Source organism: Exiguobacterium sp. s35, assembly GCF_018617535.1.
Classification (GTDB): Bacteria; Bacillota; Bacilli; order Exiguobacteriales; family Exiguobacteriaceae; genus Exiguobacterium; species Exiguobacterium aestuarii.
Map to the genome: position 1 here is coordinate 1,839,627 of NZ_JACSKI010000001.1, position 12,139 is coordinate 1,851,765.

A 12,139-nucleotide genomic window follows, 5' to 3' on the forward strand; every position below is an offset into this window, starting at 1 on the left:
AGCGTCCTTACCTTATTCTTGCGTACCGTTTGAATCTCCTTTTTTCCGTTTGCGCCAAATGAACGCGAGAATCAACACGATTAAACTTGCCATGACAGAGACGATGGCAATCGGACTCGAGCCCGTCATAAACAATTGCCCAATCGAGACAGAATAAGCGAGTCCGAACGACGTGACGATTTTTGCGCCGAACGCAATACCCGCAAAGCGCGGGAACGGAACGCGACTAAACCCTGCGGCCAGACAGATGACCTCATCCGGTAAAATCGGAATAATGAACAAGACGAGCAAGATGCCAAGACCATACTTTTCGACATATCGGTCATATGTCTTTAACTTCTCCTCATCGACCCAACGAATGATTCGCTCACGGCCGAATCGGGCCAGACCATACATGACAAAGATGCCAAGCGTGGTCGACACACTCCCGACTAAAGCGGCACGAAACGGTCCGAGTGCGACGCTCCCGATCGGCACACTGACCGCTTCCGGGACGGGTAACGCAATCGGTTGTAAAAAACTGAATGCTGCGAATACCCATACCGCCTGTCGTTCATACTGTTCTAATAGACGATCTAACCCATACGTATCATAGAGGACGAGTCCGAACGATACGTAATAGACAAACACAAAGATTAAAAAAAGAGAGAACGTGATTTTCCACATCTGCTTCAAGATCATGTTTGAGCCGTCGCGAATCGACCGAAGGAGCCCGACTGAGAGCGCGAGTAAGACAACGCCTGTCCATCCAAGTTGGTACGGCAATAAGAGGGAAGGCAAGACGACGAACGGCAACAGACTGAGCGCGACAAGCCCCAGCCCATACCCTAGATAAATCGAATGTCGTTCTTTCATAAGCCATCGCCCTCTCCCCGTTCTACTTCTAGTGTACCCACAAAGTGAAGGTGATGTATCATGCCAAAGGCACCTTCCCTCTCATGCTTTTGGCGTAGAAAAAAGCCACAACCCGTAATGGGTCGTGGCTTTCAATTCATTATTCTCCAAGTGACGCTTGGATGAAGTCATGGAATAGACGTTGTGGACGTTCTGGACGTGAGATGAGCTCAGGGTGGAACTGTGATGCCACGAACCACTTGTGTTCTGGAATCTCAATGATTTCCACAAGACGACCGTCTGGGCTCGTACCTGAGAACTTGAAGCCTTCTGCTTCGAACGCTTCACGATATTCGTTGTTGAACTCATAGCGGTGACGATGGCGCTCGTACACGAGCTCTTGATCGTAAGCCGCATGTGCTTTCGTCCCTTTTTCAAGTTTACATGGGTAGAGTCCGAGACGGAGTGTACCCCCAAGGTCTTCGATGTCCTTTTGTTCTGGAAGAAGGTCGATGATCGGATACGGAGTCGATGGATCGATTTCAGCCGTGTGCGCGCCGTCCAACTTCAAGACGTTACGGGCAAACTCGACCGTCGCGAGTTGCATCCCGAGACAGATCCCGAAGAATGGGACGTTGTTTTCACGAGCGAAACGTGTCGCTTCAATCTTCCCTTCGATTCCACGCTCACCGAATCCACCTGGGACGAGGATTCCGTCCGCATCACCGAGGATGTCCGAGACGTTTTCAGCCGTCACGTCTTCCGCGTTGATCCAGTCGATGTCGATATCCGCATTGAACGCATAACCCGCATGTTTAAGTGCTTCCGCAACCGAGATATACGCATCACGCAATTCGACATATTTCCCGACGAGTGCGATTTTCACTTTCTTCTCAAGGTGTGTGACCGTGTGGACGAGTTCTTTCCACGCCGTCATGTCAGCAGCCGGTGAATTGAAACCGAAGTAGTCGTTGACGAGTTGGTCCATTCCTTGTTTTTGAAGGTTGAGTGGTACTTCATAAAGTGTCGATGCGTCTTGCGCCTCGATGACCGCCTCTTTGCGTGTATCACAGAAGAGTGCGATTTTCTCGCGCATGTCTTCTGGGATGTCATGCTCGGTACGAAGGACGATGATGTCCGGTTGAATCCCGTAGCTGCGAAGCTCTTTGACACTGTGCTGTGTCGGTTTTGTCTTCATTTCACCTGCGGCACGAAGGTAAGGAACGAGTGTACAGTGGACGTACATGACGTTCTCTTTCCCGATGTCATTCTTCACTTGGCGAATCGCTTCGATGAACGGGAGGGATTCGATATCCCCGACTGTTCCACCAATCTCTGTGATGACGACATCGGCGTTCGTCTCGCGTCCTGCACGGAAGACACGGTCTTTGATTTCGTTCGTGATATGCGGAATGACCTGAACCGTTCCACCGTTATAGTCTCCACGACGCTCTTTCTTCAAGACAGTCGAATAAATGCGCCCTGATGTGACGTTCGCGTTTTGCGACAAGTTGATGTCGATGAAACGCTCATAGTGTCCGAGGTCAAGGTCAGTCTCAGCGCCATCATCTGTGACGAATACTTCTCCGTGTTGATACGGGCTCATCGTACCTGGGTCAATGTTGATGTATGGGTCAAACTTCTGAATCGTGACGTTGAGTCCTCGATTTTTGAGTAGACGCGCGAGTGAAGCTGCCGTGATCCCTTTACCGAGCGAAGATACTACCCCGCCTGTTACGAAAATGTACTTTGTCATGTTTCTTTCTCCTCTCTTGAATACCAACCATCGGGAAACGAAAAAACAAAAAAAGCAAAAGTGCCCCCGTGAATGGAGGACACTTTTGCTGCATCGTTACGTGCTAAACTAGCCCATGACTAATTTACGCCAGAGACGATACAGTCGTCAAGATATTATTTTTTTCTTTTTTCAAGTCGATGAAAACGACTAAAAAAGAAAAAGAGACACGCCTAGCCGGGCGCGATGCCCGGCTTTTTGCGGTCTCTTATAAATCATCCTCGTCTTCGAGATCGAGGTCGTCGTCCAAGTCATCGTCCTTGAAGTCGTCAAGGCCTTCTACTTTTTCTTCTTCGTCCTCATCGTCAAATTCAGATGAATCGTAATCTTCTACTTTTGCGAATACATCCAAGTCATCTTCGATATCGACGATGCCTTCGTCTGCTTCTTCAAACTCTTCTTCGAACTCGTCAAGCTCACCACGTTGACGTGCTTCGATGACGAGATCTTCATCCGACTTGTCGAATGGGTACCATACGCGAAGCGCCCAACGGTTTGCTCCCAAGTTGACGAACAACCCGTCGATGTTCAAATCGGTGTAAAGTTGTGCGATTTTCTCGAGCTCTTCTTCTTCACTCGCAAACGTATAGTTTTGCTTGATTTTTTCGCGAATCTCATCAAAAGAAACAGGCTGCTCGCCAGTTTCTTGGAGAAGTTCATAAACGAAATCAATCAACGATTTATTCATTAAAGGACACTCCTTTTCCGTCACTAGTTAAACATCACTCCTCATTATAAACAAAAGCGATATAAAAAAGCTAGAGGAAATTATGAATCGTGTGATGTCTCGGTTTTAGTACGGAACCAGTACAGACTGATCAATCCGATATTAAACACCCATGTCAACCCTAAGACACCAAACATCCACGCGCGTGGAATCTGGAACGACAATTCTTCATTTACTGTTTGACCCACATATAAACCATAACCGAGCAATCCAATCATTAAGAATGAATATGCCACGACCATGCCAAATCGTTTCCACAGCTGTAGCAGTAACGACGCGAACTCTTGGTTTTCCCCATACTGGTCAAACAAATACATATGACTGACACTCGAATACATCGTCTGCGTATAACCACTGACAAACAATACCGGTATGAAGGCAAGTGGCTCGATAAAGCCAACGAAAAAGAAGAGCGAGGATAGGAACAAGACGATGTACGGATGGCGCGCAAAATCAAAGATGCGACTAAATAAGATCCAACCGATGACACCGGCTAAAAATGGAACGAACACATAAAAGATGAGAACTTGGAACGAATACAGAGCAAGACTGACAAAGACGGCTCCGATTAGCGTCCAGCCACCGAACAACCCAATCACAAACGATAATAATTGAACCTGCCGGGTACGACTTGCACCGATAAAATCACGAACCCGCTTTTGCAACAGTAACCATGCGACATAGACGAGCAAAATGATCATTAAGCCAAACACTTCGATATAGCCACGCGCCCCTTCTAAGAGACTAAGCAAGCGACTAATCAACGTAAAGACGGTGACCGCGATAAAAGCACGGAGAAAGGAACGGGTATCAAACTGCCATGTCGCAGATTTTTGGAGCGGTAACTTTCGCACGAACAGCCACGGCAAAATGAGACTCACTAGGAACAGGGCAATGGCAAGATTGTACGACTGCGTCAACGCATACGAGAACACCGCAATCCAACCGACTAACATAAGAACCAACGGCCACGAACTGCCACCCTCTTCTTTTGACTCCGAATCTTCTGCAGGCTTCAGCTCGTTCAATTGCGAGAGAATGGTCGTCATAATTGTACCGACCCCAATCGAGCCAACGCCGACCAAGAATGCGCTCCATTCAATGGCGCTGTCAAAGGGAAGCACAAAACAAACGAGACCGACGACGAGCACAGACAAGGCAATGAGAAATGTATCCTTTGAACCCCGTCGTCCGATGACATACACCCACAATAAAAGACCTGACATGCTCGATACGTAAAAGATGAGGAATGGAATCAATCGTCCGACTCCTTCTTCGACTGCCATAATGGACAAAAACAAGATTTGCGGCAGAATTTGGCTACTCAGGGCACTGACAATCGTCAATAGGACAACCATGTTTTTCATGGGACACACTCCTTACATTGAGATTGGATATTCCGTTCCTCAATCATCCTTTCCCAGTTCCATTCGTCTACGAACCTTTTTCACAACACATTAACTTCTCAGTTTCTTCAATCTTTTGCCGATATAGAAGAGAACATTAATTTAGATATAAAAGAGAAGGAGAAAAATACATGGCACTTTTTCGTAAAACAACATCCAATCACTTCGTCGCAACTACCGGTTTTCCTGAAGTCCAGACAATCGCTAAACCAGCTGACTCGAGTTTGAACGGACGGGCTCACTATATGGGGTATACGGCCTCTCAAGTGAAGCGCCTACAAGACATGGCTCCACTCGTGGAGTCCGTACTAGATGAAGTACTTGAAAACGTACTCGACCACTTGATGCTTCAACCCGAAATGGTTCGAATCGCTAACGCCTCATCAACGAGAGAGCGTTTAAAGAACGTATTCGCCGATTATTTCCGTAGTTTATTGACCGGGAACATCGATGATAAATTTTTAGCGATGCGGAAACGGATGGGACAAACACATCACCACTTCGCCGTGCCTGTCGTCTGGTTCCTCGCGACATATTCTGCTTTTAACACACTCCTCATCCCAAAAGTGGTTGAGACGTATCAACATGACCCGTCTACTTTGACAGAATCTCTCTTAGCGTTATCGCACGCAATGAACTTAGACTCGCAAATCGTCACCGAACAATACGTCAACGCCCGCCTCGATGAAATCGAGTCTGCGAACCAAGCCCGTGCCGCGCTTTTAAGCGACGTCTCACGTGTCAGTTCAGAAGTCGCCACCACGATGGAGCAAACGGGACAAGCGATGTCTGAAACGAGTGATCGCGCGCACCAAGTTCTTGCGGAAACCGAGCAAACGGAAAAGATGAGCCGTCATTTGATGACGTTGACGCACACGAACGGAAGCCAAATCGAACAGATGGAAGTCGAATTCAAACAGTCGGCCACTTACGTCGACACTTCGCTCGATCGCATCACCGCTTTAAAAAATGGATCTCAAGAAATCGTCAGCATGACTAAGAGCATCGAACAAATCGCCAACCAAACGAACTTGCTCGCCTTGAACGCCTCGATTGAAGCAGCTCGTGCAGGAGAACACGGCAAAGGATTCGCCGTCGTCGCCACCGAAGTACGCACACTGGCGGAAAACGCGAAACAACTGAGCAGTCAAATCAATGTACTCATTCATGAAAACGAGACGAATATCGCAGCACTCCTCGATCAAATGGGACAAATGCATCAGACGAATGATGAAGCGATGCGTCAACTGAATGCCGTCAAATCTGGTTTTTCGACCGTTCAAGAAGAGATGGGTCAATACGTCCTTTCCTTCGAACGAAACAAACAAGACCTTAGTCAGATGGTTGAGACCATTTCATCGATCAACGAGACGACACAAGGGTTATCTCACTTGACCTCTTCCCTACTATCGACCTCTGAGATGCAGTAAAGAAACAAGGCACGGTCCGCGGACCGTGCCTTTCTGTATTATTGTACAACCGGTTCTGGTATCTCGATGGCTTTCAGCGAGCGATCGAGCAATTCGACGACGTCAAACGTGCCGACCGTCTCATCGACTTCTTTCGCTTTCGTTCCATCAGACAACATCGTCAAGCAGTACGGACACGCCGAACCGATGACGGTCGGTTTCGTCTCAAGCAGTTGTTCCGTCCGAGCCACATTGACACGTGTCCCGACTTTCTCTTCCTGCCACATAAGACCTCCACCTGCTCCACAGCACATACCGTTTTCACGGTTACGTGTCGCTTCGACGAGTTCGACACCCGGTATGCGTTCGAGGACGAATCGCGGTGCGTCATAAATGCCATTGTAACGACCGAGGTAGCAAGAGTCGTGATAGACGACACGTTCATTCACTTGAAGATTTGGTTGGATCCGACCTGTATCGAGCAACTCAGCAAGCAACTCTGTATGGTGATACACTTTCACACCATCGAGTCCAAAGTCTGGATACTCATTTTTAAATGTGTTGTATGCGTGTGGGTCAACCGTGACGATTTTCGTCACCCCATACTTCTCAAACAATTTGATGTTCGCTTCGGCGAGTTCTTGGAAGAGCAACTCGTTCCCGATTCGACGTGGTGTGTCTCCTGAGTTTTTCTCTTCATTTCCGAGAATAGCGAATGAGACGCCCGCCTTGTTCAACACGCTCGCAAAGCTTTGCGCGACTTTTTGGCTACGGCTGTCGTATGAACCCATCGCACCGACCCAGAAGAGATATTCGAATTCTTCGCCTGCTTTTTTCTTCTCTTTCGCTGTCGGGATGACGAGTTCTGTATCCTTACGCCAGTTCTCGCGTTCTTTTCGGTTCATCCCCCACGGGTTTCCTTGACGCTCGATGTTTGCGACCGTGCGCTGTGCCTCAGGGTCCATCTTCCCTTCCATCATAACGAGGTAACGACGAAGATCGATGATTTTATCAACATGCTCGTTCATGACCGGACATTGGTCTTCACAGTTACGGCAAGTCGTACACGCCCAAATTTCTTCTTCCGTGATGACATTGCCAATCAACTCGTCTGCGACGAGCATGTGACCTTCTTGCGCCGCAGCTGCAATCTCGGCGCCTTGCGTGTTTTGGAACATAAGTGCCGGTGCCCAAGGTGATTTTCTTGTGACCGCTGCACCTTTCATATTCATATGGTCGCGAAGTTTGACGATCAAGTCCATCGGCGACAACATCTTACCCGTACCGGTTGCCGGACACACATTCGTACAACGTCCACACTCAACACAAGCGTACAAGTCGACAAGCTGCTTCTGGTTAAAGTCTTCAATCTTGTTGACCCCAAACACAATCTCTTCATCTGACTCTTCCGCTTCTTCCATCGCTGAAAAATCAACAGGTGCCAAGCGACCGACTTTGTGCGTGCGCCCGAGCCAGACGTTGAGTGTTCCGGCAATCAAATGCGCGTGCTTTCCTTGTGGGATGTAGACCATGAAACTGAGCAAGAACAAAAGGTGCATCCACCAAAAGACGACGAACAATGCGAAAGCGACCGACCCAGGTACCCAAGCAAACGCTGAACCGATGAGTGTTGCGACCGGCTCACCCCACATCGGAAGCTCTTCTTTATAGACGAGGTAAAACCCGTTCCCGAACAAGACGGAAACCATCAACCCGCCGATGAAGATGAGGGCAAGACCAGCTAAGAAGTTTCGTTTTAAGCGCACGAGCTTCTCGACGTAACGACGGTAGAATCCCCAAACGACCGCGACGAGAATCATGAGCATGACGATTTCTTGCATGAACGTGAAGATTGGATAGAGCGGACCGAGCGGGATGTGCGGGAAACGTGTTCCGACCGCTAGTCCTTTCCAAATAAAATCAATCGCCCCGAATTGGACGAGGATGAAGCCATAAAACATCATGACGTGAATTGCGCCACTCTTCTTATCCTTCAACAATTTTTTTTGACCGAACACGTTGATCATGACCTGTTCGAGTCGTTCTTTGTTCGTTTGGCTCCATTCTGCCTTCTTCCCGAGCTTGATGAATGTATAGCGCTGATGAACCAGCGTAGCGAATAAATACACACCATAGCCGAGGACGAGCAAGAATAGAATCCAGTTGACGATTAAAAATGTAGACATCCCCAAAACTCCCCCTTATGAAAACGGATTCAATCTTGAATTCAGTATATCAAATGATGAATGAACAGTCATTCATTTTTGTGAAGTTCTCGTCAGAAGTTTAGAAGATGTTTCAAGATGAGCAATAATCCACCATAACTGCACACGACCAAAACGAATGTTCGAAAGTGTAGATTTCGGTCGGACGGCAGTTCAAACTTCACGATATTGAGAATCATCGCCCCGGCTACGAACGCAAAACAGAGTGCTTCGACGTGGGGGGCCAAGTCAATCCAGCGTGAAAAGAACCCACCGAGCAAAATCCCACCGCTCAACAAATATCGTCCCTGTCGCATATAGCGTTCGCCATAGTGGCGGTTCAAATCATGCCCGAGCGCCAAGAAGTGCACACCGAGTGCCGTCGCATAGAAGCTTCTCGAGACGAACGTCACCGAGTCGGCCGTCACCACATACGCTGAAAATGTCATGTACGCCGTGAGAAGCGTCACCTGGAGCCAATACGAAACGGCCCGATCAACCGCCTCATCTTGGAAGTGAGGGGTTCGAACGAACCGCATCGTACCGTAGAACAGCGTGAACCCAATGAGACTGACGATGTAAATCTCTGACGGCAAGGCCAGGTTCAACCAATCGACACGAAGCGTGTCCTGGCGTTTATTCAGGGAGGGCAAAAGATACATGAAGAAATACGTGATGGCGATTCCGCTCGAGAATGAGAACCATTTCTTAGAGGGCACGGTCTCTTCCCGAAACAAATAAATGCCGAAGAAATTAATCAACGCCAAATAGATGATGATCCAGTTCGCCATCTCATCTTCATCCTCTCAAGTCAATCCAAAACCGTTCGACGATCGTCCCATCTTCTTCCGTATATGGTGTGTCCGCGACACCCCCGTTGTTTAAAATGACTTGACGGGAAGCGACGTTTGTCCGATTACACGTAATGAGTGCACGCTCGATTCCAAGCTCTTTCACTTTCTCAAGCGCAAGTTTTAGTTGAAGTGTGGCGAGTCCTCGCCCACGCGCGCTCGGTTTCACCCCGTATCCGACATGGCCACCGATTTTTAAGAGTGATTCGTTCAACTCGTGACGAATGTTCGCCGCGCCTAAAAGCTCTTCGCCGTCCGTGAGCCAATACGTCGTACTCGGGACCCAGCCTTCCTCTATATTCTCACGTAACTCTTTCTGACGTAACGTGTTGACGTATGCCTCGAAGTCCGTCGTTTCACGGTCGACTGAGGTCGGAACGATTCGCTCATCTCGTTCGTACCATTCCTGTAAAAATGAAAGAATCTGTTCTTTTTGTTCGACAGATGTTTTGATTAGTCTTAACACCACAATTCCCCCTTTACCCATTTCCATTCGCGTTCTCTGATTGATTTCCTTGTTCCTTCATCTTAGAGAACAGATCATCGAATAAAAATGGACGTCCTGTTCGAATCTTGTCCCCCTTTCAGGCATGAAAAAAAGTGCCATCCTGTTCAGATGACACTTTTGATATACTTACTCTTCGAGTCCGAGACGTTGTGGCATGTGTGGAGCGAGTTGTCTCGCTTCCTCCAACCGTCCTGCTTCGACGAGCGTGTGGAAATGCAAAAACTGTTCGTGCGATGCATCGCTGATGGCTGCTAAGTAATCGACGTACCGATCGTAGACCGCTTTGTCTTCTGGGCGTGCCTCAATGAGTGCGATATACAGGCGAACGGTGTCCTCTCCGTATAGGAGCGGGAACTCATCGTTCAATTGGAGCAGTTTATCGACTGAATTGACATCGACGCCGTTCTCCTGGTCGTAATGTGTGATGACTTGTTCGGCATGATCTTCGAGGCGACCTCGCCACTCTTCATACTCTTCTTCGTTCGTTTCAAGCATCTCAAACCAGTCTTCATTCAACATCTCTTCAATCTTGTTTACGCGTTCTGTAAAGTTCATGCGCCCTCTCCTCCTTCAAATGTCCATGTAACATGTACTTCGTATATACCTACATCTTCTTCATTCATGGACAATTCATATACGAACGTACATGATTCTTCTGACACGTCGAGGCGTGATGTCGTCGTCGCCATCGTCATCGACATATAGGCATTCTTATATAAGCTTTGCGTGAAGCGACCTTCGATGAAGGAATGATTCATCTCAATCGGTCCTTTACAGATGAGCGCCAATCGTTCCGGGGTGTACTTGATTGTCGTCGGGACCGTTCCGTCCTCTTGTTGTTGGTCAAACATTAAAATAAAGCCAGTCTTCAATGGATAGTATAAGCCGTCAGCCGATAGTTCGATCGGCTCCGGGATGTCACTCATCCGTGTTGTTTGCTGGACACGCACGCGAAGTGGTTCAATCGCCATGCTCATCCCCCTTTCCGTCAACTCATCGTACCATATCTAGTAGGAGTCGTTCTATCGACGGTGCTTCGTTTTGACATAGACGAGATGGTCTACCCACTCATCATTCTCATATATGAATCCTTCTCTCGTGCACTCGTACGACATGCCGACACGCTCCGCGAGACGAATGGACGCCTCATTGTCGAGATTGATATGTGCCTCGATTCGTTGAAAGTTCAAATCGTCAAAGGCGATGCGCACCGCTAGGTCGACTGCTTCGGTGCCATACCCCTGACCCCAATGCTGATTATGGATGGTATACCCGACCCGTCCCCAATGAAATCCATCTCGTGCCAATGTCGAGAAATCCACCATGCCAAGATGCGCTCCATCTTCAAGCCGGAAAATCGCAAAAACATGCGCACGGTCTTCATGTGCGAGTGATTGATGTGTGTCGACTAGCTGACCGAACCAAACGGACGTACAGTCGTTCATGTTTAATTTCCCAGGATCATACTCATGTTGCGAAACAAGACGATTTGTGAAGCCACTTAACCATGCGGCATAATCCTGCTTCTCTAACGGTCGGACGATGATTCGATTTGTTTTTCGATGATATGTAAATGGATTCAATCCCTCAACTCCAATTCATTTATACTCTTTTCGTATGCATTCAGAAAAACTTCTTCCATTTTCCTTCCGAAATCACATCGACCTTCCCTTCATTTACACGAATCGCGGTCTCGTCGTCGATCGCATAAGCGGGTGCCTGTAACGCTTCCGCCCATTCTGCCGCATCTCGTGACGTATTCTCCGGTAACATCTCGTGGTCGAGGTGTGGAAAAATCGAGAAGTCAACAAACCCTAACGTCTCATCGCTCTGCTCATCAGATGAACGCCATCCGACAAATGCTTCTCCGATTCGTGGCGTCATCACCATGCTACCTGCGCTCAATCCAACATAGACACCTTCCCAAGATGGGAGTAATGCCTCCACCCCGGACTGTTTCATCCAGTTATGTAAAAACAGCGGATCGCCACCATTCACCAATAACACGTCCGCCCGTTCAAATGTCGGTCTCCATACCGATTCATCGATGCTCGGGAGCGCGCTCAGTTCGAGCACCCCGATCGACTTCCAACCCAACTCACACATCGGTGTCGAGAAATCCCCCTTGAAAAAGTTCCATGCGTGCTGCGTTCCCCCGTTCAACGCATAGATGGCTGTCGGGATACAAAGTGCCGTACACTCTTCAATTGGCTTGTCCAATAACTCGAGAAGTGCTTGTTTGATGCTCTCATTTTTGATGCCTGCGGAAGTCAGCAATAGTTTCATTTTGATTTTCCTCTTCCATTGAATCCCTTTAAAGCATTCTCATCTTTCCTTGTCATCTCCTTTATTCGCACAAAAAGACCGTAGACGAATTTTCGTCCACGGTCTTCAGGTCATGAAAG

At 48.2% G+C, this 12,139-nt stretch carries 12 protein-coding genes; 1 reads left to right on the plus strand and 11 read right to left on the minus strand.

Going from position 1 to position 12,139, the window contains the following annotated elements:
• Positions 1-12: 12 nt before the first annotated feature.
• The 4 genes from KNO75_RS09315 to KNO75_RS09330 form a co-directional block, all read right to left on the minus strand.
• Positions 13-855, minus strand: a complete 843-nt coding sequence (locus KNO75_RS09315; protein ID WP_214792870.1) for a TVP38/TMEM64 family protein — start codon at positions 853-855, stop codon at positions 13-15.
• A 139-nt stretch (positions 856-994) separates the two neighbouring features.
• Positions 995-2,590: a CTP synthase gene (locus KNO75_RS09320; RefSeq protein ID WP_214792861.1), complete on the minus strand. Its 1,596-nt coding sequence runs from the start codon at positions 2,588-2,590 to the stop codon at positions 995-997.
• A 247-nt stretch (positions 2,591-2,837) separates the two neighbouring features.
• The gene (gene rpoE, locus KNO75_RS09325) at positions 2,838-3,317 is read right to left on the minus strand and encodes a DNA-directed RNA polymerase subunit delta (protein WP_012727404.1); all 480 of its coding nucleotides are present in this window, start codon (positions 3,315-3,317) and stop codon (positions 2,838-2,840) included.
• 80 nt (positions 3,318-3,397) lie between these two features.
• On the minus strand, positions 3,398-4,723 hold the full coding sequence (locus KNO75_RS09330) for a hypothetical protein (RefSeq protein ID WP_214821304.1): 1,326 nt from the start codon (positions 4,721-4,723) through the stop codon (positions 3,398-3,400).
• A gap of 170 nt (positions 4,724-4,893) precedes the next feature.
• On the opposite strand from KNO75_RS09330, the gene KNO75_RS09335 reads away from it, so the two are divergent.
• The gene (locus KNO75_RS09335) at positions 4,894-6,192 is read left to right on the plus strand and encodes a methyl-accepting chemotaxis protein (RefSeq protein WP_214821306.1); all 1,299 of its coding nucleotides are present in this window, start codon (positions 4,894-4,896) and stop codon (positions 6,190-6,192) included.
• Between the two features lie 38 nt (positions 6,193-6,230).
• On the opposite strand, the gene KNO75_RS09340 is transcribed toward KNO75_RS09335, so the two are convergent.
• The 7 genes from KNO75_RS09340 to KNO75_RS09370 form a co-directional block, all read right to left on the minus strand.
• Positions 6,231-8,357: a (Fe-S)-binding protein gene (locus tag KNO75_RS09340; RefSeq protein ID WP_214821308.1), complete on the minus strand. Its 2,127-nt coding sequence runs from the start codon at positions 8,355-8,357 to the stop codon at positions 6,231-6,233.
• 92 nt (positions 8,358-8,449) lie between these two features.
• On the minus strand, positions 8,450-9,166 hold the full coding sequence (locus KNO75_RS09345; protein WP_214821310.1) for a hypothetical protein: 717 nt from the start codon (positions 9,164-9,166) through the stop codon (positions 8,450-8,452).
• A gap of 7 nt (positions 9,167-9,173) precedes the next feature.
• Positions 9,174-9,692, minus strand: coding sequence for a GNAT family N-acetyltransferase (locus tag KNO75_RS09350; protein WP_214786219.1), 519 nt, complete (start codon positions 9,690-9,692; stop codon positions 9,174-9,176).
• Positions 9,693-9,860: 168 nt separating this feature from the next.
• Positions 9,861-10,289, minus strand: coding sequence for a hypothetical protein (locus KNO75_RS09355; protein ID WP_214786218.1), 429 nt, complete (start codon positions 10,287-10,289; stop codon positions 9,861-9,863).
• Entirely contained in the window at positions 10,286-10,705 is a 420-nt protein-coding gene (locus tag KNO75_RS09360) for a YwiB family protein (RefSeq protein WP_214792844.1), read from the minus strand. The genes KNO75_RS09355 and KNO75_RS09360 overlap by 4 nt, the downstream gene beginning before the upstream one ends.
• A gap of 51 nt (positions 10,706-10,756) precedes the next feature.
• On the minus strand, positions 10,757-11,317 hold the full coding sequence (locus KNO75_RS09365) for a GNAT family N-acetyltransferase (RefSeq protein WP_214821313.1): 561 nt from the start codon (positions 11,315-11,317) through the stop codon (positions 10,757-10,759).
• 40 nt (positions 11,318-11,357) lie between these two features.
• Entirely contained in the window at positions 11,358-12,020 is a 663-nt protein-coding gene (locus tag KNO75_RS09370; protein WP_214821315.1) for a Type 1 glutamine amidotransferase-like domain-containing protein, read from the minus strand.
• Positions 12,021-12,139 lie beyond the last annotated feature (119 nt).

What these genes read in the sequence shown, in the direction of transcription:
- KNO75_RS09315 (WP_214792870.1), bottom strand. Translation starts at nt 855, where the DNA reads ATGAAAGAACGACATTCGATTTATCTAGGGTATGGGCTGGGGCTTGTC.
- KNO75_RS09320 (WP_214792861.1), bottom strand. Translation starts at nt 2,590, where the DNA reads ATGACAAAGTACATTTTCGTAACAGGCGGGGTAGTATCTTCGCTCGGT.
- rpoE (WP_012727404.1), bottom strand. Translation starts at nt 3,317, where the DNA reads ATGAATAAATCGTTGATTGATTTCGTTTATGAACTTCTCCAAGAAACT.
- KNO75_RS09330 (WP_214821304.1), bottom strand. Translation starts at nt 4,723, where the DNA reads ATGAAAAACATGGTTGTCCTATTGACGATTGTCAGTGCCCTGAGTAGC.
- KNO75_RS09335 (WP_214821306.1), top strand. Translation starts at nt 4,894, where the DNA reads ATGGCACTTTTTCGTAAAACAACATCCAATCACTTCGTCGCAACTACC.
- KNO75_RS09340 (WP_214821308.1), bottom strand. Translation starts at nt 8,357, where the DNA reads ATGTCTACATTTTTAATCGTCAACTGGATTCTATTCTTGCTCGTCCTC.
- KNO75_RS09345 (WP_214821310.1), bottom strand. Translation starts at nt 9,166, where the DNA reads ATGGCGAACTGGATCATCATCTATTTGGCGTTGATTAATTTCTTCGGC.
- KNO75_RS09355 (WP_214786218.1), bottom strand. Translation starts at nt 10,289, where the DNA reads ATGAACTTTACAGAACGCGTAAACAAGATTGAAGAGATGTTGAATGAA.
- KNO75_RS09360 (WP_214792844.1), bottom strand. Translation starts at nt 10,705, where the DNA reads ATGGCGATTGAACCACTTCGCGTGCGTGTCCAGCAAACAACACGGATG.
- KNO75_RS09370 (WP_214821315.1), bottom strand. Translation starts at nt 12,020, where the DNA reads ATGAAACTATTGCTGACTTCCGCAGGCATCAAAAATGAGAGCATCAAA.